This window comes from Cryobacterium zongtaii (assembly GCF_002909375.1).
Classification (GTDB): Bacteria; Actinomycetota; Actinomycetes; order Actinomycetales; family Microbacteriaceae; genus Cryobacterium; species Cryobacterium zongtaii.
Window position 1 is genome coordinate 172,564 of record NZ_PPXD01000020.1, and the last position, 26,600, is coordinate 199,163.

Consider the following 26,600-nt stretch of genomic DNA (forward strand, 5'->3'; position numbering starts at 1 on the left):
TACCTACTGCGAACAGCGAAACCGGGTGCGCTCCTCGGCCTCCCGGGCGAAGGTGAGGTAGCAGCTCGCCGTCCAGGTATAGGCACGATCGCGCAAACCTTCGCCCGTCAGAGCGTCGAAATTCTCGGCGAAGCCCGAACGCTCGCACAGCCCGCGGAACCGTTCGCTTATGAGATCGGCGAGCCTGACCTGTCCAGCCTGCCGGAGACCGTCTTCGATGATTGCGGTCGAAGGGGCCCAGATGGGCCCTCGCCAGTAGCCGTCCGGCTCGTACTCCTCACTGTCGACCAGCTGCGTGGCTGGACCGAATTCCGTCACGTGCCGGGAGATCCGCCCGGAGAGTTTCTCGATGATGCTGTCGGGCAGATGCCGGGCGGCGACGATCGGCATGGTGTTCAGCAGCGAGGTCGTCTTGCTGAGGCGGCCGCTCGTCGCCGCCTTCGCGACGAAGACGTCACCGTCCCACAACTCGAGCAGGGCGCCCTGCATGACGTCCGCCTCGCGGCGCCACTCGTCCGTTTCGTCGTTTCGTCCCAGTTCCGCGGCGAGCTCGGCGAGCACGTCGAGTTGCACCAGGAGGAACGCCGCAAGGTCAGGAGCCTCTATCACGCGGTCGTGGTCGAACGTCGTCGAGTTGTCCCAGCCGCTGTCGTTGCCATGCTGGTAATGGGGTAACACATGCCCCGGAACGCGCCTGCTATCGAGCCAGAACCGTGTCCATCGTACGAGCGAGTCGTAGATGTCGTTCAGAGTCCGCTCCTCGATCGGTAGCTCGAGCGTGGCACGGAGCTTGCGGAAAGCCCATCCGTGGATCGGTGGCTTCACGAAGTTGTAGAGCACCTCCGAATGGGTGATGGAGTCGGGCAGTGCGCCGGTCGCGTCCTGGAAGTCGAAGACGACGCGGAATTGATCGATGGCCTCTTCTTGGAGTCCGGGGGCCAGTGCGAGCGCGTTGAAGCAGTGGTCCCAGCTCCAGACCTTGTCCATCCAATGCTTCGACATGAAGATCGACTCCCGGGCGAGGAACCCGCTCGGTGCAACGGTTGCTGACCAGAGCACGTAGCAGGCCGTGGAGACCCCGGGGGTGCGCTCGCTTCGCCAGGACGCGATGCTGTCGACGTAGTGGTCAAATTCCGCCGCGACGCCCACTGTGATGACCTCGAACGACTGGGCCTGCCGGTAGGGAGCCCGCGCTGCGTCGAACTCCTCAATGGCGATCTCCCACTCCGGGCCACTCGTGCACACCGCGCGTTCGCCGGCGCCCAGGGCTTCCGCTCCGGTGATCGCGAGAGAGCCGGAAACTGCCGTGACCCTGTAACGACGGCCCGTCTCATACGACGTGAAGACAGGCGCGCCGTCGATCGGGTCGGTGTAGAGGTATGTTCCAGTGAACGGGGTCAGCTCAGGCGTCGCATCCGCGAGCCGAAGCTCGGCCGCCCGTCCACGCACCCGCAATACGCTGTCGCTCTCGAAGACCGCCTCGATCACACCGCTCGGAGTTGACCAGCGCAACGTCGTCGGCGTCGCCTCAACAATCGCCTCGACGGGCAGGCCGTGCTGCAAGGGCTCGAAGACGAAGATCGCGTGCATGCCGGTTTGATGGGAAACCAGATGCAGCTTCTCGCACACTTTGTGGAGACCCACCACCGGTGAGATATCGAGCCACGATCCACGCCGGCTGAAAGGGATGTCGCGGATGTCGAACGAAGTCGCTGAGGGCACTGTCATGGGATCGGTACTCCTAGAGGTGGATGCCCCGGGATGCGCTCCGCCGATAGGGCGGAACGCGACCCGGGGCAAGTGGTCAATCAATACTGAAGGTCACAGCCGTCGTGTCTCTGGCCACGTCGTAGACCATGAGAGTGTTGGTGCCAGTGGCGGCGATCGTCAGCCGGCCACCGGTAGGAAGATGCGCATCGCGGCCGGGCCGCGCTCTGCCCACCGGTGGTAGGGCACGAAAGTGATCTCAACCCGTTTCGGATCTGAGAAGTGCGGCTTGGTCGGGCCGAATGGAAGGGGCCCGGCGGCCGGCGTTTGCACGGCGATAGTGCCGTGAGCGTGAGCCCCGTCGGCATGGGCGGACAGGCCCAGATCGGGCTGGAGCCGGAGCTCCTCGATGCGTACGTCCGTGGGCAGATCCGTCGACTCCACGCACAGCACAAGAGGTCCCCGTTCGACGGCCACCGTGTCGCGCACGGCGTCGATGCGGGAATCCGGCCATGTGAGACGCGGAGCGAGGGGCAACTCGAGGATGACCTCATCATTCCGTTCGAACGTGCGTCGAATGTCGGCCCAGCCGGGTGCGACGCTGACCGCATCGTCGCCGTTCACCGCCAGCGTCGCAGTGGCGGCCCAGCCAGGGATTCGCAGGCGAAGTCGGGACTCTGACGCGGGCGCAGCGAGGACGCGCACGCGCACCGTGCCCTCGTCGGGATACTGGGTCTCCACCTGCAGAACAAACCCGCCCGCTCGGATCTCACCGGCCGCGTACTGGAGCACCGATATCCCGCGGTCGTCGACGGAGGCGACGTACGAACCCAGCGACGATATGGTGCGGGCGACGTTGGTGGGGCAGCACGAGACATCGAACCACGGAGCCCGCACCCCGCCCTCGGCCCGCGTGTTAACTCCGTCACTCGCAACCGCACCCGGCTCTCGCTGGTGCAGCGGATTGGCGTAGAAGAACGATCTGCCGTCCTCGCTCGGGGAGGTGGCCACGACATTGAACAGAGTCCGCTCGATCAGATCCGGGTAGCGTGAATCGCCCGTCACCAAGTACAGCCGCCAGGCGAGCATGACCGAACCGACGCCGGCGCAGGTCTCGCAGTATGCGCGATCGGCCGGCAGCTCCCAATCGTCGCCGAAGCCTTCGTCCTGGTGCCGGGAGCCCATGCCTCCCGTCAGATAGGTGCGACGGGCGACAGTGTTCTCCCACTGGCGGGTGACGGCCTCGGTCAGCTCCTGATCATCGGTCTCGGTGGCCACGTCGAGGGCGCCGGCCGCAAGATAGAGCGCCCGCACGGCGTGCCCGCGCAGCGCGTTTGCCTTCCGCACGGGGATGTCGTCTTGGAAGTACTCCGCCGACAGGAGCGGCCGTACCGGGAGGGTGCCATGTCCGCGCCGTTCGATGAACACACGGGCCTGCTCGAAATAGCGAGGCTCACTGAATGCGCGCCCCGCTTCGACGAGCGCCACCTCGATTTCGGGGTGACCGCAGACCGACTCGCGGCCGTGCGCCCCGAATTCCGCGCAGACCTGGTCGGCCGCGCGTCGTGCGATGTGCACGAGCCCATCGTCGTGCCCGGTACGGAGTCGCGCGACGGCGGCCTGCAGCAGATGACCGGTGTTATAGAGTTCATGGCCCATCGCCATGTCCGAGTACCGCGACGGCAGCCCCGGATGTCCGTGCGCCGTGTTCAGGTAGCCGTCGTCGTCTTGGGCCGCGCCGATCCGCTCCACCAGCGCCTCGAATGCTGCAGCCAGCGACGGGTCAGGGCTTCGGCCGAGCTCCCACGCCATTGCCTCCAGCAGCTTGTAGATCTCTGAATCCGAGAACTGCCATCCTGGCCGGGTCACCGTGGTCTCACCGCTGGCGACGCGATCGAAGTTCTCTATCCAGCCCAGGCGCTCCATCCATTCCAGGCAGTGTCGCAGGGTGGCTGTGGCATTGACGGTCTGACGGCTCCCCCAGAATCCCGAGGGGCAGAGGCTCACGTCGGCGACACCGACGCCGTGGCGGGTGGTCGTGGCGGGTTCAACCGGGCCAGCCATCGGGCGGAGGATTTCGGTTGTTGGTGAAGCGGTCAGGGTCACGGGGTCAATCCTTCACTGCGCCGGCGGTGACGCCGGCGGCTACGTAGCGTTGGGCGACGATGAGCAGGATCGCGGCCGGGATGGAGGCCACGACGGCGGTGGCCATGATGGCGTTCCATTGGGTGGTGTTGTTGCCGATGTACGAGTAGATACCGAGGGTGACCGGCTTCAACGCCGAGTTGCGGGCCAGGGTCGAGGCGAAGACGAAGTCCGACCATGCCCAGAGGAACGCGAACAGCGCAACCGTGATCGCGGAGTTGCGGCTCAACGGCATCACCACGGCGGTGAAGGTGCGCCACGCATTGGCACCGTCCATTCGCGCCGCCTGGAGCAGCTCGCGAGGCAGACCGCTCATAAAGGCGGTGAACAGCAGCACGCCGAACGGAACCGCGACGGTCGAGTCGGCGAGGATCAGTCCCCACACGCTGTTAAGTAGGCCCAGCCGCACGTAGATGGCGTAGAAGCCCATTGCCATAACCACACCAGGGATCATTTGCGCCACCAGCAGCACGAAGTTGAGGGTGCGGCCGCCACGCAGGTTCAACAGCGAGATCGCATATGCGGCCGGAGCCGCGATGACCACGGTCAAGACGACAGAACCCAACCCAATGAGCAAGCTGGTACCGAGGTTCGGCAGTTGCTGCCGCAGCACCTCGATGTAGCCGTCGAGGGTCGGATCGAGGGGAAAGAGATGGGGTGGGCTCAGCCGCAGGTCCGCCGTCTTGGTGAACGATACGTTGACCATCCAATAGACCGGGAACAGCATCAGAGCGGTGAAGAGGACGCCGAGAGCCGTCTTCCACCAGGGCCGGCGGGCGGTCATGAGTTCTCCTGACGTCGCTGCATTCTCAGGTAGACGAACCCGAAGACCAGCGCGATAACGATGAGGATATTGCCGACGGCGGCAGCGGGTGAGAGATCGGGCTGGCCCGTTCCGAAGGCTTCACGGTACGACCAGATCGCCAGTGTGGTGGTGGAGTTCGCCGGGCCACCGCCGGTCATGATCCAGATGATGTCAACCACCTTCAGGGTGTAGACGAGACCCAAGAGCAGCGTGATCGCCGACACCGGGCGAAGGAGGGGGAAGGTGATGCTCCAGAACTGACGCCACGGTCCGGCGCCGTCCAACGCTGCTGCCTCATACAGATCGGCAGAGATGTTCTGCAGGCCGGAGTAGAGAATGACGAGGTTGAAGGGAACGCCTAGCCAGATGTTCGCGATCACCACGGCGAGCAATGACGTGTCAGGCGACGTCAGCCAGTTGATCTGTCCGATACCGAACGTCTGAAGAAACGCATTGACAATCCCGTTGTCGCTGTTGAGCATCCAGGCCCAAGCGGATCCCGAGACGATCAGGGGCAGGAGCCACGGCACGAGAAACAGCGCCCGAAGAATGCCGTTCAGGCGGAAGCTGCCGCGAAAGAAAACCGCCAGCGCCAGTCCGAGCGCGTACTGGAAGATCAGCGAGCCGAACACGAAGACGACAGTGTTCCAGGCTGCCTGCCCGAACAGGGGCGATGAGAAAACGTCGATGTAGTTCTTCAGCCCGACGAAGTCGGCGTTTCCCTGAACAAAGGCGCGCACGTCGTAGTCGTGGATGCTGAGGTCGATGCTGCGGATCAACGGATACGCGTAGAAAATGAGCAGGTAGACCAGCAGGGGTGCCGCGAATGCGACCGCGACCCATCGAGAGCCGCTTACCCCGCTGCCCTGTGGACGCCTGGGGCGAGGGGCGCCCGGCGTGGGCTCGGGTGCCAGCACTGCAGCCGGCGCCGCGGAGATTGTCATCATGATTCCTTCGTTAGGGGTGCCGGGCGCCAGGCGCCCAAGGATCAGAAGCCGGGGCGGGCGCTGCGCCCGCCCCGGCACCTTGGGGTGCTAGTCGCCGTCGGTCGCCGAAACGGCGGCCTTTTGGGCGGCGGCCAGCGCATCCTGGGGCGAGGAGGCACCCGAGAGGGCGCTCTGAACCGCGGTCCACAGCTGCTCGGAGATCAGCGGGTAGTCGGTTCCCAGGTTGTCGCTGGTGCGGCCCTTGGCAGCCTTGACGGCTGAAACCCAGGTGTCAAGCTCCGGGTGCTCTTCGAGCAGCTGGTCCTGACCATCGCTGGTCGGCGGGATGTAGTAGGCGAACGTGTTGGCCGTCTCAACAAAACCCTCCGGAGTCGTCATGCAGTCAACGATCTTCTTCGTGGTCTCGTAGCGTGCCGTGTCCTTCTGCACCGGAGTGGTGATGAACTCGCCTCCAGTCGGGGCAGGGGCCACCCCAGAATCGACGGCGGGCAGTTCGATCACACCGGTGGTGAAGGGCTGCTCGGCGGCGCTGTTGACCTGCCAGGTGCCGTTCTCGGCAAAGGCGAAGTTGCCGGTGATGAACTCCTCCCAGCTGGTATTCTGCGAGTTGCCGATCACCGACTGCGGTGCGTAGCCCTTGTCGACCCAGTCCGTCCACAGCGTCAAAGCGCTGACAGCCTCCGGGGAATCGAGCTTACTGAGTTCTGCGCCGGAGCCCCAGAACCACGGCAGGAACTGGAAGGACCCCTCTTCGGTGTTGATGCCCGCGAACGTGATGCCCTTGTTGCCAGCTTCCGTGACCTTGGCGAGTGCATCAGTCAGCGACGCCCAGCTCGTGATGCCGGCGGGATCGATTCCGGCAGCCGTCAGAATATCGGCGTTGTAATACAAGGCGAGCGTGTTGGCGCCAACCGGCACTCCGTAGTCCTCGCTGTCGAGCTCCCCCGCGGCCAGCAGGTTGCCATCGACGGCCGATGTGTCCAGGCCGAGCTCGTCGGTGGTGGTCAGCATCCCCGTGTCGGCGAGCGTGGATACTGCGGGGTTGTCGAGCAGAATCACATCGGGAGAAGTGCCTTCCTGCGCGGCGAGCAGCGCCTGATTCGTCAACGACGTCGTGTCGTAGGCGGTGCGCTGGATGGTGACTCCGGCATCCGTGCCGCAGGTCTGCACACGATTAGCCCAGTCTGAGCCCTCCTCATGCTGGGGATACGGATCCCACCAGGTGTAGGTGCCCCCAGCCGCGTCACTCAGCGTGGCATCCCCCGCACCCGAGCAGCCCGCGAGGGCTCCGAGCGCGATGGCGGTGACGGCGATGGCTATGGGCTTTCGAAACGCGGTGCTCAACATGTGTTCCTCCTTGAACGTGTCCGGGATACCGGATCTCTTGGTGTTGGTCAGTGACGGGTCGGCGGCACGGCGGTACTGCCGCGGTCGTCGATGCGGGGTGTGATCAGATCGACGATCGGTGCTAGCGCATCGGCGTTGCTTTCGATGCGAGAGACGAGGCGCTCGACAGCCCGCCGACCGAGTTCGTCGGCGGCACTGTCGATCGCCGTATAGGGAAGCGAGAAGGTGCGGGCGAAGTCGTCGGAATAGCGGCCGATAACAGAGATGTCTGCCGGGGCCGACAATCCCCGGGAATGCAGCACGCTCGGCAGCGCCGCGGCCGCGGCCTCGTTGTTTAGCAGCAGGCCGGTCGCGCTGGGGTGAGCATCGAGAAGTCGGGCGAGCTCGGATCCGATCTGCGGCTGGCTGGAAGGGGCGAAATGATGGTGGAGTTCCACACCGAGTTCCGCCGCCCGATCCTGCGCAGAATTTGCCAGCCGAGACACGTAGGCGCCCCCTCGCTCGAGCACATGCTCGGGCTGTGAGACCAGAATGAGGCTCCGGTGTCCCAGTTCGTGCAGCGTCTCCACCATCAAGCGCCCCGCGGCCGCGAAGTCGAGGTCAAACACGTCGATGCCGCTGGCGTCACCCGGCAGTCCGACCAGGGCACCCGGCTGAGCGGCATCGCGAAGAATACCGAGGCGGTCGTCGTTCTCGGCGACGTTCAGCAGAATGAAGCCGTCGACCATCCGTGAATCTGAGATGCGCCTGAGCGCTGAGACGCCATCCTCGTCCGTGAGTAGAAGTGTGTCGTACCCGCACTCACGCGCACGATTGGTGACTCCAAGAATGTACTGCAGCATCGCAGGTGCGAACTCGTCTTCGAGGAAACGAGCCAGCAGACCGATCACCTTGGTGTGCGAGGTCGCCAACGCTCGCGCTCCAGCATTCGGCGTGTAGTCCAGACTGCGCACGGCCTGCTCGACCTTTTCACGCACCTCCGCGGAAATAGATCGTTTGCCGGATAGCGCGTAGGACGCGGTGCTCCGTGACACACCCGCAACACGTGCCACGTCTCCGATTGTTGCCATGAGGTCTCCATTGACGTTGTTTCGAACCGGTTCGACTCGAACCGGTTCGACAGTATCAAAATGACCAAGGTCTCGCAACAAATATTTTCAATCGGAGAGCTCGGCGTCGTATACGCCGCTTTGCGACCAGCTACGTGGCCAAGACTTCGGAGAGCGCTTGCCCGCCGACTTCGGCCACAATGACCTCCTCATGCTGCAGCATGCCAACGCCAGCGTGGTGCGCGAGAACTGCGACCAATTCTTGGCGGCGTTTTGGTGACTACATGCTGCAGTCACCCCGGACGGCGACCTGCCGGCTAACCACTCCTCCGACGGCTAGGACTCGCCCCCGGACAGTGGGTGCCTAAGACTGCACTGAGAAATCAACGAGAGGCGGCTGCATGTTGTTGTCGAGACATCGCTTGAGCATGAACCGAGCAGTTGGCCCATTACCTCTGAAACGAAGCCAGCGATCGTCGCCCTCAGCAAAACCTTCGCCGCTGGGGAGAACCCGAGCTCGGGCAAGCCGCCATCTAAGCTGGACTGTTGCCCACGGAAGGAACCTCAATGAGCATGGAAGGCGCGGCCTGGAGCTCGCTGTACAAGATTTCTACCGCCAGGGACGGCAAGCACGGCTTCTCCCGTGAGTCCGTTCGGCGGATCCTGACGTTCGCGGTCCCCTACCGGTCCAAGCTGCTGATCTTCATCACCCTCTCCACCGTGGGAGCTTTCCTCGCGGTCGCGACGCCGGTACTCGCCGGCCAGGTGGTCGACGTCATCGTCGCCCAGGGTGCGGTCAGCACGATCGTTTGGCTCGCCGTCGTCATCGCCCTCGTGGCCGTGGCCGACGCCGCCGTGTCACTCGTGACGCGCTGGTACTCGGCGCGGATCGGCGAAGGCGTGATCCTCGACCTCCGCACCGCCGTCTTCAACCACGTGCAGAAGATGCCGATCGCGTTCTTCACCCGCACGCGGACGGGCGCCCTCGTGAGCCGCCTCAACAACGATGTGATCGGCGCTCAGCAGGCCTTCAGCGGCACACTGTCCGGCGTGGTCACGAACCTCGTGGCGCTGGTCCTCACCCTTATCGTCATGCTCAGCACGTCCTGGCTCGTGACGGTTCTCGCCGTGATCATGCTCCCCATCTTCCTGGTACCCGCACGCCGCATGGGCAGCCGCCTCGCCGCGCTGCGCCGCGAGGCCGCCGATCACAATTCCGCCATGAGCACGCAGATGACCGAGCGCTTCTCGGCGCCCGGCGCCACCCTCGTCAAGCTGTTCGGCCGGCCCGACGAAGAGGCCGAGGAGTTCCGCGTCCGCGCCGCCCGCGTCCGCGACATCGGGGTCCGGACCGCGATGCTGCAGTTCGTCTTCTTCACCGCACTGATGCTCGTCTCCGCTCTCGCCCTCGCGCTCGTGTACGGGCTCGGCGGCTCCCTCGCACTGGCCGGCCAGCTGAATACCGGTGACGTGGTCACCCTGGCGCTCCTCCTCACCCGCCTCTACGCGCCGCTCACCAGCCTCGCAAACGCAAGGGTGGAGATCATGAGCGCGGTGGTCAGCTTCGAGCGTGTCTTCGAGGTGCTGGACCTCGACCCGCTCATCAAGGAGAAGCCCGACGCCGTGGCCGTCGCCGAAGGCCCGGTGTCCGTCGAGTTCGACAACGTCCACTTCGCCTACCCGTCCGCGGACAAAGTGTCCCTCGCCTCTCTCGAGGAGGTTGCCACGCTGGACACCCGCGGCGGCGAGGAGGTGCTGCACGGCGTGTCCTTCAGGATCGAGCCGGGGCAGACCGTTGCCCTCGTTGGTACGTCCGGTGCCGGCAAGTCCACGATTGCGCAGCTCCTCTCGCGCCTGTATGACGTCGACAGCGGCGCCGTACGCCTCGCCGGGACGGATGTCCGCGATGTCACCTTCGCCTCCATGCGGCACAGCCTGGGCATGGTGACGCAGGACGGCCACCTGTTCCACGAGACCATCCTCTCCAATCTGCGCCTCGCGAGGCCGGAGGCGTCCGACGACGAGGTGTGGGACGCCGTCCGCCGTGCGCGGCTGGAGCCGCTCATCCGGTCCCTGCCGGACCAGCTGGACACCATGGTCGGAGAGCGGGGCTACCGGCTGTCCGGAGGTGAGCGCCAGCGGATGACCATCGCGAGGCTCCTGCTCGCCCAGCCGCGCGTCGTCATCCTCGACGAGGCGACAGCGGCGCTGGACTCGACGTCTGAGGCCGCCGTGCAGGCGGCGCTCAGCGAGGCGCTTGAGGGACGGACGGCGATGGTGATCGCGCACCGCCTCTCCACCATCCGCAGCGCGGACCTGATCCTCGTGGTTGAGGACGGCTCGATCGTGGAGCGCGGTACCCACGAGGAACTGCTGGCTATGGGTGGGCGGTACGAGGAATTGCACCGGACCCAGTTCGCCGTGCAGAAGAATGTTGCCGCCGATGAGGAAGCGCTGAGCCGGACCTAGTCGCTGAGCTCGGCGCCCCTGCCCCGAGGGTGTTAGCGGCGTTGGGCGAATTGGAGAATGCCGCGTCGAACGCACGCCCGTATAAGCGTCCAGAAGCTACTCGATCTTGCCAACGAACATGTCTGTCGCTCAGCCGTCGCTACGGCTTGCGTAAATGAGTACTTGCGTGCCCGAATGTTCGGCGCTACGCAGTGGAAGCCATTCGCCCATTACGAACCGAATTGTGGCTTGCCTGCCAACAGCTTTTCTCGGTGTCTTACGAACAAGGGTGAGCGGATAGTCAGCACCTCCCAGGGAATCGTGATTTCGCCAATTAGTGCTCCGCGCGCAGACGATTCCGGTAACGCTGAGTAGCTCAACACGAGTCCGTCCATCGTGAGCTCGAAATTCAAGCTGGCTTCGAGAAGCTTGCTTGTGCTCCCGGGCCCGTCTGAGCCGCCGCCGGACCACTCGATGTAGCCGATCCTCCCACTAGTTAAAGTCAGGCCGAAGTTTCGCGTCGCCCACATGCTTCCCACAACGACGTCGAGATTAACTCCTTCGAAAGTGATTCGGGGGAAGGGGTGGTTGTATCCAACTATCAAACCGCTAGCGAACCGGGGCTCAGCACTGGGGGCGCTGAGGGACAGCGAGTTCCAAAGATCGGCAACTTCATAAATGCCGACATACAGGTCGTCCTTGGTCAGGCCGTAGATTCTTTGGTGGAATCCGAAGGGTGCCGACTCCAGTCTCATAGCATCGACGGACGTCCGCACGACAGAGGACGGTTCTCGCTCGCGTTCTTGTGAGAGTGCTTTCCAGTAGCCGCCGAACCGGGCAACGGATGTGATGGCGTCCATTTCGAATTCAACGTCGACACGACCGGGCACCTTGTCATCCACTGGCCACGGGTCTTCGAGTTCGTCGAAGCTGTAGATCGGGGGCAGGGAACGCAGCGCGGCGGATACGTGAAGCGTCAAGGCGCCCTCTGCGTAGGTCACCGATCCTCGCCAGTCCGAAAGGCCTTGGCGGACTCGATTGGCCTCTGACACGGTGGATAGTTGCCCGGCGGCATCGAGCGCGAAGGTGATCGGATTGGCCGGATAGCTCTGTGCTAACGCCGTGATCAGAAGAGACCCGAGGCCCTGCGGGATGAAAATTCGAGGCCCCGTTATGTCGGGGGTGAGATAGCCGGTGACTGGGTCGCGAATCGCGCGAGACGATGTGAACGAAAGCGATCGGCTGGAGGTTATCGTCACCTGGACCAGATCTGCCTCCGGGGTCCTGAATGACGGGGTGCGGAATAACCTGGAGGGGCTGGGTGGAAAGGTGATCCGACCCTGGCCGTAGACGTTGCCGTCGGCGTCGATCATCGCGTTCCGTAAGTGCATCTTTCCCCCAAGCGCCGAGTATCACGACTACAGCTCGACCCTAACGTGGCCATGCTCCCGGTGAGGACGTTCCCTATGCCCTTAGCTTGCTCCCACTTCCGGCTGGGGAGAGGAGGTGCCCGTTGGGATGACTTCAGTCGATCACGGCCGCCAGGGCTTCGATCTCGACAAGCTGGGCCGTGCGCCAAACACTATGACTCTATGAGCGCGCTCGGTGCATGGTGTTGACCGAACGCCTCCCGAACGACCCATTCGCAGGCCCCGCCCGCGACATCGAGTCTCATCCCGGTGATGTATCGATTCTCCGGGCCGGTCAGGAAGAGAGCGACTCCCCTGCGCCAAGTTACTAGTCAGGGCCGAAGCGATTTGACTCGGCGACCCCCTGAAGGTTCTGGCCTTAATTTAGTCGTTGCCGAATGTCTCCGAAAACCCTCGGATTCCCTTGTGTTTACAGGGAACCGGGCGGTTCACTGCCTCCAATTGTAGGTCATCGTTTTGGGTCAAATAGAGATGAATTAGATGAGTAGATGATGACCATGTGAACTCGCTGGAGCGGCACCACGAGCCCTCCCAACCTCTCCCCCACATGCCGCCGCAGGCGATCGAGCATGGTCGGTGATGGCGATCGGTCGTGCGCTTGGTCCGCGGTCTGGTTCGCATCACGGACGGCGCTATCCACTGGGCGCGATTTAGTGCGTCGATCAGAAACGGCCCCGGCAATCGCATGAGAACGGTCTGACGAACGCGGGGTGCACATCAGAGGGGAGCAATGAGATGAGATCATTTCGAAACTCCATCAACGTCACGCGTGCAGCGTAAGCCTGCACCGGTGAATTCCAGCTGGAATTCCTCAGCGTTCGTTGTCGCCGGAGCTACGGAGAAGACCGCCGAACAAGTGGCTACCTTGGCCCTCGCGGCTTGCGCGCTCGACTTCCATCGGGTCCGGGTCTGGGTCACCCTCGGGTAGCGGAGCCAGCGCTTCCGGCTGTTCGACCATCGTGCGGGTTTCTTTGGCTTCTTGCTTCAGCCTTCGCTTCGCTGCCTTTTCGACGAGGACGGGAACGAAGTCACGGACCGAACCCTCCGCCAAATGCTCGTGCTCATCTTGGACGACGTCCGCGATGTGTTCACGCTCCAAGCTCGGAAACCGTTGCGAGAGCCGGTCGATCACCTGGTCGATGGCCTGAGTTTCGTCTAGCTCGCTCATGAGGACATTCTTCAGCGCGGGTGCGCTCGCGGCAACCGCCTGAAGGTGAACTTTCAGTCATCGCGACGATGAGGTGGTAGCCACGGTTCACCTGTCGGCGAGGGTGATGCGCTGGTCGCTGAGTGGCTCGAAGTAGGCAAAGAACGCAGCTGCGTCATCCAAATCGCCGGCCCGGAAGGACGCCGCGCCGCTCTCGAGCGTCTTCCGGAGCACGCCGAGAGTGTCGAGGAAGATCATGCCGGCGACCGCTTGATTGGGGACCTCGAGCACGAAGTACGCATTGTTGGGGATCGCAGTCGTCACTTCGAGCACTGCGTTACGGATGATCAGCCCGATGTCCTCATTGGTGTCGCTGACATGAATACACGCGGTCACCGTCGCGGTTCCGGCCCTCTCGGGGTCAATGCGGAAGCGGAGGCTCTCAATGAGTGCTGAGCCGGGCATCGCGGCGATCTGGTCGGGGGCGTTGATCTGGCGCCCGACGCATGGGCGAGGTAGATATCGGCGATTCGGACCTGGGCAGGGCCGACTGGACGTGGAAATGGGCCGGACCGCAAACCTTGGGAGGCGCGGCCCGGCCCTTGCTCCACGTCAGTCGGTGATAGTGACGATTCCCGACGCCGACGCCAGCAGGTCGACGGTGCGCTTTGCGGCGCGATCGATCTGTACGCGGGGTTCCGCCGGAACGGCGTCCGGGTTGTAGGTGTCGGGTCCGTGGAACTGCCCGTAGCTGAGCACGACACCACCCTCAGCCAGGACAGAGGTCTCTAGCTGCTTCACCGCGACCGCGTCGGGGCCGGCCGGGAGCTCCCACGCGACAGATTGGGCGAAGATTCTCGGGTTACCTGCGGCGCGGGCCGCATCGATGATGTTCTGGTTGCCCTCCGTGCGGATGCGGGCGTTCAGGTCGCCATGCTCCGCGATCTTATTTACATCGTCGGGCAGATCGGTGAGCTGGTTGAGGATGATGTCGGGGCCGAACTCGACTACGGCGGCGATCAGCGCGTCGCGCTCGAAGACGTCGACCACGACGGGCTGAGCGCCGAGCTCCGCGATCCGATCCGCCTTCGTCACAGATCGCGTCATGCCCGCTACCGTGTGGCCGGCATCGACGAGGAGCGGGATGAGTCGCTGGCCGATGACTCCGGAAGCGCCGGCGAGGAAAATTCTAGACATGGTTGTGCCTTTCTTTTGTGTGTTGGTTTGTTGATCCGGCGAGATGCCGGGGCTCACGCGCGACGCGCGATGCGCGCCTGGGCGATGAGGCTAATGAGGGCCAGAAGGATGGTGAGGCTGGTGTAGCAGACCACCGCCGGGATCTCTCCGAGGGGTCCAGCGATCTGGCCTTCGATGACAATTGGCAGGCCGAACGCGGTGTAGGCCACGATGTAGACGGCTGCGACGATTCCGGCACGCTGCTGAGGGAGGACCAGCGGGATGAGTAGCTGGAGTGCTGCGGTGAAGGAGGACCCGAATCCGATGCCGGCGATGGCCTGGCCGATGAGCATTAGTCCGAGACTGCCTGCAAAGACTCCTCCGATGATGGCTGCAGCGCCGAGGAGGGACGCGTAAATTCCGATGACCATGGCGTGTCGGGAGGCGACCTTCGCGAACACCACTCCGATGACGGTGGACACTGCGGGGGCGATGAACCCGGCGATGCCCCCGAGCGAGGGGCTGTCGATGCCGAAGACGCTGCGCACCATGTTGGGGGCGAGGCCACCGGAGAGCCCCGCGAGCATCCACACTGCCGCGACGACCGGGGCGGCGGCGAGGAACTCGGTCCGAGCTGCTGAGGGCACGGCGATCCGGGGTATCAGTGATCGCAGTGCCCCCGGGTTCTGCCGGCCGGTCTCCGGGGAGAGGATTGCGACAACAACTCCCAGCACCGTGAGGACGATCAGGACCGCGAAGATGACGGTGTTCGCCGCGGGGGTGAGCTCGATGGTAAATCCTGCCAGCACCGAGCCCAGCGCCAAGCCGCCCGTGAGGCTGATACTGCCGAGAATGGCACCGAGTCGTTTGTTTCGTTCCGGCGAGAGCTCCACCATGGCTGCGGTGAAGGCCGCGGTCGCCGCTCCGCTTGCGAGGCCCTGGACGATGCGCCCGGCGATCACGGCGTTCACGTCCGTGGCTGTCAGGAACAGCACGTTGGATCCCAGTTGCACAATGAGACCGGCGATCAGTACGGGCCGCCGCCCGACGAAGTCCGAGAGGGATCCGAATACCAGTACAGCTACCAAGAATCCGGCGGCGTAGACGGCGAAGGCGACATTGAGCATCTCGGGGGCGAAATCGAAACGGTCCTTGTAGTTGACCAGGAGTGGTGTCAGCGCGCCGGCGCCTAGGTACAGGCTCATGAAGGCGACAGCAGTTCCGGCCAGTGACAGGGCGGGCGGGACAGCCGTGCGTCGTCGCGTTCCAATAGAGATCGAGCGTTGTGAAGACAAGTCCGGCTCCTTCAAGCACATGCGTGATTGCGGGCCTATTGGTCGCCGCTCGTCTTCGACTTTATGCAGAAAGAGGCCTCACAACGAGTACCATTTGAGGCCTGCAATCCCGGACCACTTGACGAGGTGCATCGCCGATGAAGTGCGGCTCGGGCGCGTGTGGATTTAGGGCATTACGCTCGCGAGGGTCTGGAGAACGCTGGGCCAAGAGCTGTCTGAGACGGCGGAGAAATTGACCACGAGCCCATCGCTCCATCGGGATTTGCGCGCCACCTGCGGATGGCGGAACTGGGACAGTCCGCTGACGGCGAGACCCTGCCGCGCCGCCGCCTGAAACGTCAACGCTTCGGTGCCTTCTGGCAATAGCAGCGCGGCCTGCAGTCCGGCCGGCATTCCGAGCACGCGCACATCGGGTGCCTGCTCAGCAAGTGTTGCTACTAGTTGTTCGCGGCGCGAGCGATTGCTGTGACGTCGGCTGCGCACGTGCCGGTCGAACCCTCCAGAAGAGACGAACTCCGTGAAGATGAGCTGATCGAGCACGCTCACGGTGTCCACGCGGCCCTTTGCGATGGTCACAGCGGGCAGTAGGCGCTCGGGTATCACGGCCCAAGCCAGTCGGAGCGCGGGGGCTACCGACTTACTTGCGGTGCCAAAGTACACGACGTGATCCGGGTCGAGTCCTTGGAGGGCGCCGACGGGTTTCCGGTCGTAGCGGAACTCGCCATCGTAATCATCCTCGAGCACCACTCCACCCGTGCGTCGCGCCCACTCCAGGAACCCGTGACGTCGATCTGGTGACAACGCGTGCCCGGTTGGGAACTGGTGTGCCGGGGTCAGCAACGCGGCGCTTCCCGGCTGCAGCTCCTCCAGACCAGCGAGCCCCGCTCCGCTCTCGTCGACCTCCAGGGCAGGGATGGCCATGCCCTCGTCTTCGAGTAGGTCCCGATAGATGCCAAGACCGTACGATTCGACTGCCACGGTGTTGACCCCCTGACTCTTGAGCGCTCGCGCCAGCACCGCAAGGCCGTGGTGGAATCCGGAGGTGATGACGATATTCGCTGGGTCGGCTTGGACTCCGCGGACCCGGGACAGATAGTCGGCCAGTGCAATCCGCAGTTCTATCCGCCCAAGAGAATCGCCATACCCGAAAGCGGTGTGGGGAGCTCCGGAGAGCGCTTTGCGTGCTGCAGCCAACCATGGCGCACGGGGGAAATCCGCGTACTCTGCCGCTCCGGGCTCGAGGCCGTGAGGCCTTCGGCCCGATTGGAACGGGGCGAGTTCAGGAGTTCGTTGCGGTGCCGCGCGCTGCGCGACGTGTGTGCCGGAGCCGTGACGCGCGATGAGCCATCCTTCCTCGACGAGAGCGGCGTAGCATTCGGTGACCGTGCTGCGCGCAACTCCCAGATCCTCTGCCAGCGCGCGGGATCCCGGCAGTCGGGTTCCGGGGGCAAGGCGCCCGGAACGCACGGCTTCGCGAAGTGCATCGCTGAGTCCCACGCGTAATCCAGTGCCCTGGAGTTCGAGATGAAGGTCCAGACCTACCCGGGGCCGTGTCTCTGACTTCGAAGTGGTCTGCTTGTTTGCCATGAGAATGGACTCTACTCCTGCTCCTCTTGTCTCCTACCGTCAAGTCATGACCAACAACGACCCGATCATTGTCGATCCTGAAGCTGCTCCTTGGCGCTCATAGTCAACGGATTCCCGATCGTGTTGGCCGTCTTCGCTCACCCAGAACAGGAGGACGACCTCGGCTCTCTGATCCTCGCGATCACCTTCACCCGGGCGCCGGTCCTCGCGCCGCTGTTCGCTTTGCAGAGCTACCCGATCACGACGTTCGCGACATCGCCGTCGAGCCCGTGAGGCCTCATCGGCCAGACGTTTGCGGTCATTGGTATCGCAATGGCGACTCTGGCCGGCGCCACCGCGCTGTGGGGCCGTACTGCGTTCGATTGATTGGTCGTGGCGACTTTTCGCAGTCGTCAGCGGCTCTGGTACCACTGGTCGTTTCATCCGGAATCATCGGGGCCTCGTGCGTGACCCGGTGCAGCGCTGGTGGCCCGAGGCCAGCACCGCGAATACGCGGCCGACGCTCACTTGCACTCGCCCCTCGGACAGGCAGAATGCGCGAGTTGTAGCGAGCGAATCTGATGAGCCGATGGTTAGCAAAGGCCACGGAACCAGCCGCTGCGGCAATTGAAATCGAACCGGCGACCGGCTGTAAGGTTCTAGCCTCAACTCGGGTGGTGCCGAAAAATCTCCGAAAACCCTCGGATTCCCTTGTTTCTACAGGGAACCGGGCGGTTCACTGCTGCCAATTGTAATCGGTCCATTCGGGTCGGCTGAAATTGATTTTGATGACCAAATGATGACCATTTGAACTGCTTTGGGCGGTATAGGAAGACCTAGACTAGTTTCTCGGACTCGCACCAGGGCTGACCTTGGGCGACCTTCCCGGATCCCGCTTGAGCCCTTCCCGTCGCAGGTCCGTCCTTTCGTGACCGGTTTGGGCCCTGAGATGTCGGACCATTGGTGGATACTCGAAAAATGGATATGGACCTGTCATGGCTTGTCGGGATAGCATCAACGGCGCTCGCGGCCGGCGCCGGCGCATACGTCAGCGCACGCCTGGGAGTGGTCCACGCCGACCAGGCAGAGAACAACCGGTTCCGACGCGAGACGGCGGAAGAAATCGTTGTCTCCCTGACCAAGCTTCGAGATCTCCTGCGCGATGTTCAGAACGATCGCAACTCTGAGCAGTGGACGGTGCCGGTGATTACGGCCTACGACACAATCGACGATGCCCGGCATCGTCTTCCGCAGCGTTTTCAGCACCTGCGACAAAGTGTCAGGTTTGCGCTAGGAGAGGCTGTCGGGGGTCCGTCCCTGGCTGACCTAGGCCCGTCGAGTGAGCCTGCGGAGCTCGCAGATTACAATCATCGGTGGAATGAATACGCGATCGAGTACATAGAGATGGCGGTGGACTCAATCCGCGAGTGGCGCGACGCTTCGGCCAAGTCGGCGCCAAACGTGCGCTTGCCGGGGTTTGACCTGTGGCTGGCCAAAACTAGTCGCCACGTCACCGGAAGTTCCGCGACATGACGCTCAAACGGTCCGCAGACCGGAGTTGCAACGGGGACCCTCAGCGAAACGCGTGCCTAGAGGACGGGCCCTGCGCATAGTATTTAGCATTTCTCCGCATGCCGAAAATCTCGGAGCTATGCCGGTTAGGGCTCAAGCCGACGAAACACAGCGGGCAGCGTCAGCGCACCGATTTCCTTCGTTCTTCCAATCCCAGCACCTCGACCATGCCCTCGTCAACGAGCTTGGTCCTGCCGTTCTCGCTCTCGGTCTCGCCTCGCCACCGCACATGCAGGTTCCATCGCGCAGACATCTGTGACACGTCCACCTCGTCGCCGTAGCCGTCATTGATCACAAGAACCAGGGCGTCAATGTCGGCGATCGCGTCAATACTGACTTCGTAGACATCTGAGCCGTAGCGTTTCTTGACGTCGACGGTCTCCGTGAGGAGATCCACTCGACCTACTAGTTGGACTTCAGCGTGGTCGGGGCCTGGCGGGCTCCATCGTGAGATCTCCTTGCCCAGAAGGCGATGCTCAATCAGGTTGACGAAGTCGAGATCGTCAATGTCAAAACTGTAAAGGTCAAAGTCGCCGCTTTCGTACTCTCCCGGAAACTCGATACTGGCAAGAGACCGCACCACCGTCAGCTTGGCGCCAGTCTCGCGACTTAGTTCTTCGGTCAGATCGCGGATCCCTTTCGTGAAAATCCCGTCATCAGACACAAGCGTGAGGTTGTCGAACGGTGGCTCAGCGAGCTGTTCGAGAGCAGTGAGCCACAGCAACGTGTCTCGGTATCCGCCTCCATCCTTGTCAAACGGAGGCTGACGGTTCACCGCGCGCTCAGTCAGCTCGAGATGCGTGTTGTCAGGCGGTTCAGGGGTCTCGAACCCGATCTCGGCGAGGCGCGCGTCCAGGATCGACTCATATGCGTCGATTTCGTCGACGTAAACCTGTAGCAGAGCTACCGCCGCGTCTTTCGCTCGGTTGGTCGACTTCCGAATGAGACTCTTAACCTGCCGGATCTTCTCTTCGTGGTCGCGGCGGTACCCGCCGATCGCTTCCAGCCGAGCGATCTCAGGAAGAATGAGACGCAGACGGTTCGCATCGATCGCGTCCTTCGCCACCTCCCACTTGCGGTCTCGAAGGATTGCGTCTTTCATGATGATGTTGGCGTCGACAACGACTAGCACTTTCCCCCATAAACTTGCCGTCCGGCGATATCGCAGTCATCCCACTCCGAGATGTGGCACCTTTTGTGGCACATCTGCAAGAATTCCCCGCGAGGCTTCCGCCCCACTGTAGTGGCCCCCGCAGCTACCGCAGGCCCCACAGGTTGGACGTGGGAGCTGAACTACCTAGACGACAGGCGACGTAGGCAGAGCAAGTTCCGGGAACTATCAACGAGAGCAACGAGATGAGACCACTCCGATACTCGATTAACGTCACGCTCGACGGCTGCTGCCACCACGAGGCAGGACTCCCCCCGGACGAGGAGTCGATGCGCTACTGGACCGCTCAGCTGGAGCGCGCCGATGCCCTGCTCTTCGGCCGGGTGACCTACGAGATGATGGCATCGGCCTGGCAGAAGCCAGACACGGGCACGTGGCCTGACTGGATTGAAGAGTGGCAGAAACCGTTCGCCGAGACCATCGACCGGGCGAAGAAGTACGTCGTGTCGAGCACACTGAGCGAGGTCGATTGGAATGCCGACCTGGTGCGAGGCGACCTGGCACAAGCGGTTCAGCAGCTCAAGCAGGAGCCAGGCGAGGGCCTGTGGGTCGGTGGCGTGACGCTCCCCCTGGCCTTGGCGGATCTGGGGCTGATTGACGAGTACGAGTTCCTTGTGCAGCCGGTCCTCGCCGGACACGGCCCGACGTTGCTCGCCGGCCTGCGTGAGCGCATCCAGCTCAAACTCGTGGACCGCCATGAGTTCCGGTCCGGGGCAGTCGCCGTGCGTTATCAACCAACGCCAAGGACTTGACCCGATTCGTACGTCTACGAGTCGGCGCCGAGCCGCTCTCCCTCGAGCAGGCTCTGTTCCGCCGTTGACTGGAGTGTTCCCGGTCTTAGATCCGGTTGCGTACACCCTTTCCAGCTCCCCATCCGCGGTTGAAAATCTCCAAACGCCCGGCCGTCTCTAGCCGCTCCAGGAGTGTTTTGGCAGACGAGCCGGTTGGCAGGTTGAACTCCACTCCCGGACCGCTGGTTAGAGCGTTATATGGCGCGTCCAGGAATGCCATCGTCTCGATCAACTGATCAGGGCTGAGGTCTCGATCTCGAACTAGATGTGGGAGCACGGCGCTAGCGTCCATGGTGACTCTCGCGATTCGGGATACCTGCTCGTGTGAAATCCTGATCCGCTTCTCGGCGGCGTAGATGCCTATCGCACGGAGCGGCTCGACTTGGTCATCGGGGACGAACGCAGCGACGTCCACTGCCAATTTGTTGCGGATGCTTACAGGGACATCATCGCTTTGAATCAGTTCTGCGACATACCCTGACACGAGCGCTGGGGTGATGAACATTTCCGCGTTCTTCGACACGGCGAATGCATCTGCGACTGAGGGCCAACCGCCTGTCGCGAAATGCGCGAAGGACGCGTACTCGTCGGGGACTATGCCTGCTCCTAAAGTGCATGCCAGCAGGTCGTCACCGGCGGGAACCAGTTTGACCGCCTCGACACCGTCTGGTAGTTCAAGCTGAACGGCGAGGGCGACGCGCTCGGTTGCTGTGAGAAGCGCGCTGGCGTTGAGAAGTAGAACGGCGAGAGCGACCCGGTCATCGTCATCAACCTCGGACACTCCTTGCAGGTCAATGGGGGTTCCGTCCTTGACAAGGTACTGAGCAAGGCTTTCATCGACGCCGTGTGCACCAACGTATTCCTTCAAATTGGTGGCAGTCGGGACGACCCTGTGGCCTGTAACGATGAGCGGCCAAACCTCGCGAGGGATTGCCGAGAAATCTGCCAGTTCCGCTTCAGGGGAGCTCGCCGCAATTACCGCGGCAAGTTGCTCATCGGTCCAGGTGGCGTGTTGCTCTGCGATGACAGTCGCGAGGACAGATTCCGACATCACGACGATTGCACCAGCATCATTTACAAGCATCGCGTCGAGGTATGCGCCCAGGTTCCCTTTGCAGTAACGCCAAACCGCGTCATGCTTTCGGAGTTCGTCGATGGTCGGTGTTGTCGAGATCTCGAGCGCGGTCTGCAGGTTGGTTTTGGAGAGTTCGTACATTTCAGCGTTGACGATGCGCTTCCGAAGGGGTATTCCAAGAACGGTCAGGTCTGCGACAACGATCCCGGCAGCCCGTGCGAAGCCGATGATTGTCACCGAGCGCGCATCAGTTTGAGGTTCGCGAAACGCGCTGAGTCTCGAGTACCCGCTTGCGAGGAGTGAGCGCACCTCCGCGGTGAAGTCGTAGGCGTCAATGGTTTCGCTACTCAGGAGGGCTGAATCCAGCAAGCGGAGTCTGGTGTCCTCGTCAGGAATACCGGTGTGGCCGGCGATGTACTTGAACAGTTGCTTCCAGGGATGGGCTGCAAGCACCTCGATGAGCTCTTCACGTGGGAACGTGGGGGCATTCATCGCCGCATCGAGGAAGACCTGCACGTCCTTGCTGTAGTGGGCCGAGATGAATGTGACAACTGCCTTCGCTAGGTCCAGCTTGTTGATCAAGAGGTGTGCAATGACCTCGAGGTTGAGCGCGCTAACAGAGCTCGTGAAGTCGTCTGGCACCTGCTCAAGTAGGTTCGTGATTGCGTTCTTCGTCTTGAACACGTAGTCGACGTACATTTGGTTTGGTTGGACACTGTGGTTGTAGAAGAAGGCGACGTCCACACCAATGAAGCTCCCGTAGAACCGCGCTGAATACTCCGAATAATTCCGGGTCAGAAATCCGCGACGCACGAGATCTCGTGCAAGTTCGGAATCGAGCGTGCTAGTAATCGTGTCGTTGAATTGTGTCTTGCCCGGAGGTACTTCGTACTGGGCGAGGTTTTCGAAGTCTGCACCACGCAGTGACGCGATGTCGTGGTCATACTGCTGTGCTTGATGGGCTAATTCGGCCGGTGTCGAGTCGCGCCATGTCTCGCCGTCGATGCTGCCGGGGAATAGGGTTGCCAGCTCCGCCGCCCCGATGATCACGGGGCTATTCTCGTACTGCGGCCGGGCGGGCGCCAACGTTAGCGTGCCTGCTTCTGAGACGCGCAGCCAAAACCTCGGGGTGCTTGCGTCATCGAATGTATAAGCATCTCCGTCGACTTCGATTCCCGCATAGCCATACGTGGATCGCATCGAAACCAGGCCCTTTAACGTGACCAACAGTTCCCCGAGAGCCACTGCAGTTTCGCCCTGGAGGCGGCGCATCTCTTCGGTCTGGACCAGCTCTCGGCGCTTCCTTTGGAGATCTTCAATGGTCGACCGAACGAGCTCTCTATGGCGGTCCTCGAGAGTGTCCAAGGCACTCGCGCGCTGCGGAATGGACTCGAAGTCCGCGAGGTGGAAGTTCTTGTAAGACACCAACGCGAACAGATCGTCCGGAGTCAGTCCCGGCGCGCGATTGTCAGTCCAGTAGAGCTGCTCGGCGTACACCGCGAACTCGTTGCAGATGTTGATCAGCAGCCTCATGTCGGTCGTGTGGCGCGCGACGAGATCGAGTAAGGGTCGGGTGACAAGATCGTCGGGCAGGTGGAGCTTGGTCAGCGCTCCTGCAAGGAGGTCTCGAGCGTTGCGATGTGAGATGAACGACACGACGGGTATTACCAGTTCAAAGAACTTTGTCCTGTTCGCGCGTTCCACGGCCGCAGTAGCCATATCGATCTTGCGGCCCGAGTTAGCGGGAGGCGACTTCGGCGATTTGTCGCCCGACTCTTTGTCAATCTCGTCGAGATCTGTGCCGATTCTTTCGAAGAGGCTGTCCTTAATGGCGTAGATGAACCGAAGCGGCTCCGCGTTACCAATCCATTGAGAGGACGCGTTTATCAACGTGTTGAGTTCGCGGAGGGAGTCAAAGATCTGCGGATCATCGAAGCGATCGAGGTCTTCGAAGATCACGTATTTCGGCTCGACGGCGTCGAAGAAGGTTACGATTTCGTCGAGAAAGCCGTCGAAGTATGTGGTCGGCTTGTCGCCGAGGGTGATCGTTGTTCCGGCTGTTGTGACCTGGGAGACGATGCGGTCGCCGATGATTAGCCGCGCTAGCCACACAACCGCCACGATGAGGGCAACGAACACTGCACCCAGTGACAACGTCAAGAGCGGCTGGTCGGTGCCACCGAACCAGTTGCTCCCGGGCCGTAGGCCTATCAACCAGAGCAGTAATAGACCGCCGGTTGTGATCCCGAGCGCTTCAAGAAACGCGCGCCGACGGGTCAGCGGTTTGCTTCGCGCAAACCGCGAACGGCGGAGCTTTCCCGGTTCCGCACGATAGACGAGCTGTTTGACCAACTCCTTTTGGATCCGATTGGTGAGGTCTTCATCGTCCTCGTCCGGGCCGAGCGTATTGATGCTGATTCGAAGGGTATCCGCCTTGTGCGCGAGTTCGAACTGATCGAGCACGCTCGATTTCCCCGAACCGTATCGGCCCGTGAGCGCAATGTTGCGATTCCTGGGCTCCTTAATCGCATCTTCAAGGTGGCGTAGATAACCCGCGTGGTGCAGTGCCTCGTACTGGGGCGCGAGAGTACGAAGGATCACTGATGGCGCCGGCACCTCGGTAGGTTGAGGCGCGTCCTCGGTCATGTCCAGATCAGCTTCGTTGTGTGCAGTCACAGTGCCAGTATGGTCGGGCCCCCAGACAGAGCTCGCCGACTTGGTCCGCGGGGCCCTGTCGTGTCGTGTCTTGGGACCTTAATCCCCCGGCCCCGAATACGCTCGTCGGCCGCTACAAGCCGACGTTCAACTTTGGTCTGAAGCCCAGGATAACAACCGGCGACTCAAGCTCTCCCCGCGGTGCTGATCGTTCTCAATGTGGAAGGCGCCATCTCGAGGATCCGGCAGTGGGTGTTGAAAACGCGTGCTCTGCGGTGCAATTACCGCGCCAGAAAAGCAACCGCTACTTCCTCAAGCGTCTCAGCGGCCCCGCGAACCTCGAAGATTTGCGCGGCTGCCTTTGTCTGATTGGCGTCCGTAAATGGCACTTTGCCTGCGATGAGGCTCCAGGCATCCCGCTCGTGCGACACGAACTGCTCGACATGTCCGACCGCTGCGAGAATTCCGGACTCGGTCGTTAAGAGCCGAATTCTCCGAACGCTCGCGTGGAAGAGCTGAAGTTGCGCTCCTTGCTCGACGCCGCTGTCCGTATCCACCCATTCAGCCAAATCCTGTTCGCTCCAGGCGCTTCTGCGACGGCTGGTCGCCGAGAGCATGCCCAGCATCGTGTCAGCCCAGCGCCGAGCAGCTCCAATTATCGAGTCGATTGTCGCCCGAATTTCGCTGTAATGAGCGTCGCGCCGCGATCCGTCAAGAAGGCGGTCCTGAAGCGATTCCAACTCTTCCTTCGTCGCTCGCTCTGTCGCGCCAGGCTGGCGCACGAACACGGTTCCGGCCTTAACCAATGATCCCTTTGCTGGTTGGAAGTCCTTTTGGAGGAGGGCAATACGGTCTCCTGCGCGGGGCGGTTCCACAGTCACGATAAAGACAGTCGTCCCATCGACTGATACGGCTCGGCCGTCCCAGAGGGGAAACCCTTGCCCGCAGTACCGGCCAATCGCATTCACCACGTTCGCCGAGTCCGGCACGCTCTGTCCTAACAGGAGTCCGGGCTCGGCCCCGATCACAACGTATGCGGCACCCTCGAACTGCGTAGCAGCCACTCCGGGCATCCTGTTGGCGAAGCCGAGAATCGCGCGACCGATCGCGAACGAGGCCTCCGCGGAGGTCAGATCTGAGTATCCCTTCTTCCATTCCAGGGCCCTGCTCTCATCCACAGGTGCAGCCAAGACGACGGCCCTGATCAAGCCTGCAAGTTGATCGCTCGTGCGGAGAGAGCGGGAATAGTCGATATCGAGAGCCATGCTCTGATTTTCGCCTATCGAACCGACGATCGACTCCCGACCAAGGCCTGGAACCAGACGGGTAGCCATTCGGGTCCTAATCCGACCGATGCTCGCGCTTCATCCTCCCCTACGCAATACCCCTCGTGTCTGGCTGCATGAAAAGCCCTATCCCTGCTTATCGGAGCTTGGTGGCGAGGGCGGTGCTACCGGGACGCTGGTCATAAGTTCACGTCTGATCGCGACCTTCAGGGAGTTCACCGGCGACACCGACCGGGGTGTGAGCTGGTTCCCCGTCTTCGTCTACGGGTGGCTTCACGCTCCGCGTCGCGGGGCCTACCCGCTTGAACAGTTCGCCGAAGCCCATCGACTCGTCGAGGCCGGCGGACTGCTTGGGCGGCCCGTGCTGGTGTTTTGTTCTAAGTCAAGAGCCGATGAAGCAGGGCTTTCTGTCACCTAGAGGGCATGCGCACGGCATCGCGACACCTTGGCACGATCAGCTCGCCCTCGCGTCGCTGATTCATACAGCTTTTGATGGTTGATCACCGTTAACGCGCGAAAGCTGGGCAGCGTGGCGTTTGCGGCCCATTGATTCGCTGGAAACCAGTCATTGACCAATCATGAGTATTCGAGTTCGGCCCGAACTACATCCAGTGCTGCAAACAGGTCCAGGCGTGCGAATCCCTCCATAAAACTCATCACCATCACCTGACGAAGAACCGTCATGTTTATGGATTCATGATCCAAGATCTCGCCGGCGCGCCAGGCAGCTCGCTGAAGTGGGACGTTCACGAGATCGCGCATTCGAGCGATGGCTTCATAGTGCTGATCTTGCTGCCTTGCACTTTCACATTGCCTCCAATCGCCCAACTCGGCGGCATTGGCTCCCGAGTTGGCCAACATCGCATACTCCACCCACGCCGCTTTGGAAACGATAAGACCAGGTCGGTCCACCTCATCACTGGGAGCACCGAGTATCTTGACGGCCTCGTCGATGCAGGCAATAGCCATCGAAATTTCGTCGACACTT

Annotated in this window: 20 protein-coding genes; 4 read left to right on the forward strand and 16 right to left on the reverse strand. The window is 62.3% G+C overall.

The window, feature by feature from the left end; all coding sequences use genetic code 11:
• Positions 1–3 precede the first annotated feature (3 nt).
• From C3B61_RS13160 to C3B61_RS13185, 6 genes are all read right to left on the reverse strand, one after another.
• Entirely contained in the window at positions 4–1,728 is a 1,725-nt protein-coding gene (locus C3B61_RS13160) for an amylo-alpha-1,6-glucosidase (protein WP_103461102.1), read from the reverse strand.
• Between the two features lie 159 nt (positions 1,729–1,887).
• Entirely contained in the window at positions 1,888–3,813 is a 1,926-nt protein-coding gene (locus C3B61_RS13165; protein WP_244285933.1) for a glycoside hydrolase family 127 protein, read from the reverse strand.
• A 4-nt stretch (positions 3,814–3,817) separates the two neighbouring features.
• Positions 3,818–4,636, reverse strand: a complete 819-nt coding sequence (locus C3B61_RS13170) for a carbohydrate ABC transporter permease (protein ID WP_103461104.1) — start codon at positions 4,634–4,636, stop codon at positions 3,818–3,820.
• Positions 4,633–5,604 (reverse strand): carbohydrate ABC transporter permease, encoded by a 972-nt coding sequence (locus C3B61_RS13175; protein ID WP_165787903.1) that lies wholly within the window; start codon positions 5,602–5,604, stop codon positions 4,633–4,635. Before C3B61_RS13175 ends, C3B61_RS13170 begins: the two co-directional genes overlap by 4 nt.
• Before the next feature lie 87 nt (positions 5,605–5,691).
• The gene (locus tag C3B61_RS13180) at positions 5,692–6,951 is read right to left on the reverse strand and encodes a sugar ABC transporter substrate-binding protein (RefSeq protein WP_103461106.1); all 1,260 of its coding nucleotides are present in this window, start codon (positions 6,949–6,951) and stop codon (positions 5,692–5,694) included.
• Positions 6,952–6,998: 47 nt separating this feature from the next.
• Positions 6,999–8,021 (reverse strand): LacI family DNA-binding transcriptional regulator, encoded by a 1,023-nt coding sequence (locus C3B61_RS13185; RefSeq protein ID WP_103461107.1) that lies wholly within the window; start codon positions 8,019–8,021, stop codon positions 6,999–7,001.
• Positions 8,022–8,567: 546 nt separating this feature from the next.
• Between C3B61_RS13185 and C3B61_RS13190 the strand changes: the two genes are divergently transcribed.
• On the forward strand, positions 8,568–10,469 hold the full coding sequence (locus tag C3B61_RS13190; protein WP_103461108.1) for an ABC transporter ATP-binding protein: 1,902 nt from the start codon (positions 8,568–8,570) through the stop codon (positions 10,467–10,469).
• A 209-nt stretch (positions 10,470–10,678) separates the two neighbouring features.
• On the opposite strand, the gene C3B61_RS13195 is transcribed toward C3B61_RS13190, so the two are convergent.
• The 6 genes from C3B61_RS13195 to pdxR form a co-directional block, all read right to left on the reverse strand.
• A complete protein-coding gene (locus C3B61_RS13195) occupies positions 10,679–11,821 on the reverse strand; it encodes a hypothetical protein (protein ID WP_103461109.1) in 1,143 nt (380 codons plus the stop codon).
• An 868-nt stretch (positions 11,822–12,689) separates the two neighbouring features.
• Entirely contained in the window at positions 12,690–13,046 is a 357-nt protein-coding gene (locus tag C3B61_RS19905) for a three-helix bundle dimerization domain-containing protein (RefSeq protein WP_208858819.1), read from the reverse strand.
• Positions 13,047–13,133: 87 nt separating this feature from the next.
• Positions 13,134–13,589 carry an alkyl sulfatase C-terminal domain-containing protein gene (locus tag C3B61_RS13205; RefSeq protein ID WP_341866776.1) on the reverse strand — a complete coding sequence of 152 codons (456 nt, stop codon included), beginning with the start codon at positions 13,587–13,589 and terminating at the stop codon, positions 13,134–13,136.
• A 48-nt stretch (positions 13,590–13,637) separates the two neighbouring features.
• Entirely contained in the window at positions 13,638–14,222 is a 585-nt protein-coding gene (locus C3B61_RS13210) for an NAD-dependent epimerase/dehydratase family protein (RefSeq protein WP_103461111.1), read from the reverse strand.
• Between the two features lie 53 nt (positions 14,223–14,275).
• Positions 14,276–15,406 carry an MFS transporter gene (locus tag C3B61_RS13215; RefSeq protein WP_165791170.1) on the reverse strand — a complete coding sequence of 377 codons (1,131 nt, stop codon included), beginning with the start codon at positions 15,404–15,406 and terminating at the stop codon, positions 14,276–14,278.
• A gap of 255 nt (positions 15,407–15,661) precedes the next feature.
• Positions 15,662–17,083 carry a MocR-like pyridoxine biosynthesis transcription factor PdxR gene (gene pdxR / locus C3B61_RS13220; RefSeq protein WP_103461113.1) on the reverse strand — a complete coding sequence of 474 codons (1,422 nt, stop codon included), beginning with the start codon at positions 17,081–17,083 and terminating at the stop codon, positions 15,662–15,664.
• 90 nt (positions 17,084–17,173) lie between these two features.
• Between pdxR and C3B61_RS13225 the strand changes: the two genes are divergently transcribed.
• Complete coding sequence (locus C3B61_RS13225; protein WP_103461114.1) at positions 17,174–17,356, forward strand: hypothetical protein; 183 nt, start codon at positions 17,174–17,176, stop codon at positions 17,354–17,356.
• Between the two features lie 684 nt (positions 17,357–18,040).
• Positions 18,041–18,595 carry a hypothetical protein gene (locus C3B61_RS13230; protein WP_103461115.1) on the forward strand — a complete coding sequence of 185 codons (555 nt, stop codon included), beginning with the start codon at positions 18,041–18,043 and terminating at the stop codon, positions 18,593–18,595.
• Between the two features lie 160 nt (positions 18,596–18,755).
• On the opposite strand, the gene C3B61_RS13235 is transcribed toward C3B61_RS13230, so the two are convergent.
• Positions 18,756–19,766 carry a PIN domain-containing protein gene (locus tag C3B61_RS13235; protein ID WP_103461116.1) on the reverse strand — a complete coding sequence of 337 codons (1,011 nt, stop codon included), beginning with the start codon at positions 19,764–19,766 and terminating at the stop codon, positions 18,756–18,758.
• Between the two features lie 224 nt (positions 19,767–19,990).
• Here C3B61_RS13235 and C3B61_RS13240 point away from each other — a divergent pair, with 224 nt between their 5' ends.
• Positions 19,991–20,557, forward strand: a complete 567-nt coding sequence (locus tag C3B61_RS13240; protein ID WP_103461117.1) for a dihydrofolate reductase family protein — start codon at positions 19,991–19,993, stop codon at positions 20,555–20,557.
• 85 nt (positions 20,558–20,642) lie between these two features.
• Here the strand turns inward: C3B61_RS13240 and C3B61_RS13245 are convergent, their stop codons facing one another.
• From C3B61_RS13245 to C3B61_RS13255, 3 genes are all read right to left on the reverse strand, one after another.
• Positions 20,643–24,347, reverse strand: coding sequence for a YobI family P-loop NTPase (locus tag C3B61_RS13245; RefSeq protein ID WP_133160295.1), 3,705 nt, complete (start codon positions 24,345–24,347; stop codon positions 20,643–20,645).
• Positions 24,348–24,607: 260 nt separating this feature from the next.
• Entirely contained in the window at positions 24,608–25,591 is a 984-nt protein-coding gene (locus tag C3B61_RS13250; protein ID WP_103461119.1) for a hypothetical protein, read from the reverse strand.
• 597 nt (positions 25,592–26,188) lie between these two features.
• Positions 26,189–26,581 (reverse strand): hypothetical protein, encoded by a 393-nt coding sequence (locus C3B61_RS13255; protein WP_103461120.1) that lies wholly within the window; start codon positions 26,579–26,581, stop codon positions 26,189–26,191.
• Positions 26,582–26,600 lie beyond the last annotated feature (19 nt).

Bases quoted from the DNA above. Each gene is read 5' to 3' on its own strand.
- C3B61_RS13160 (WP_103461102.1), bottom strand. From the start codon at position 1,728: ATGACAGTGCCCTCAGCGACTTCGTTCGACATCCGCGACATCCCTTTC.
- C3B61_RS13170 (WP_103461104.1), bottom strand. From the start codon at position 4,636: ATGACCGCCCGCCGGCCCTGGTGGAAGACGGCTCTCGGCGTCCTCTTC.
- C3B61_RS13175 (WP_165787903.1), bottom strand. From the start codon at position 5,604: ATGATGACAATCTCCGCGGCGCCGGCTGCAGTGCTGGCACCCGAGCCC.
- C3B61_RS13180 (WP_103461106.1), bottom strand. From the start codon at position 6,951: ATGTTGAGCACCGCGTTTCGAAAGCCCATAGCCATCGCCGTCACCGCC.
- C3B61_RS13185 (WP_103461107.1), bottom strand. From the start codon at position 8,021: ATGGCAACAATCGGAGACGTGGCACGTGTTGCGGGTGTGTCACGGAGC.
- C3B61_RS13190 (WP_103461108.1), top strand. From the start codon at position 8,568: ATGAGCATGGAAGGCGCGGCCTGGAGCTCGCTGTACAAGATTTCTACC.
- C3B61_RS13195 (WP_103461109.1), bottom strand. From the start codon at position 11,821: ATGATCGACGCCGACGGCAACGTCTACGGCCAGGGTCGGATCACCTTT.
- C3B61_RS19905 (WP_208858819.1), bottom strand. From the start codon at position 13,046: ATGAGCGAGCTAGACGAAACTCAGGCCATCGACCAGGTGATCGACCGG.
- C3B61_RS13210 (WP_103461111.1), bottom strand. From the start codon at position 14,222: ATGTCTAGAATTTTCCTCGCCGGCGCTTCCGGAGTCATCGGCCAGCGA.
- C3B61_RS13215 (WP_165791170.1), bottom strand. From the start codon at position 15,406: ATGAGCCTGTACCTAGGCGCCGGCGCGCTGACACCACTCCTGGTCAAC.
- pdxR (WP_103461113.1), bottom strand. From the start codon at position 17,083: ATGGCAAACAAGCAGACCACTTCGAAGTCAGAGACACGGCCCCGGGTA.
- C3B61_RS13230 (WP_103461115.1), top strand. From the start codon at position 18,041: ATGGATATGGACCTGTCATGGCTTGTCGGGATAGCATCAACGGCGCTC.
- C3B61_RS13240 (WP_103461117.1), top strand. From the start codon at position 19,991: ATGAGACCACTCCGATACTCGATTAACGTCACGCTCGACGGCTGCTGC.
- C3B61_RS13250 (WP_103461119.1), bottom strand. From the start codon at position 25,591: ATGGCTCTCGATATCGACTATTCCCGCTCTCTCCGCACGAGCGATCAA.
- C3B61_RS13255 (WP_103461120.1), bottom strand. From the start codon at position 26,581: ATGGCTATTGCCTGCATCGACGAGGCCGTCAAGATACTCGGTGCTCCC.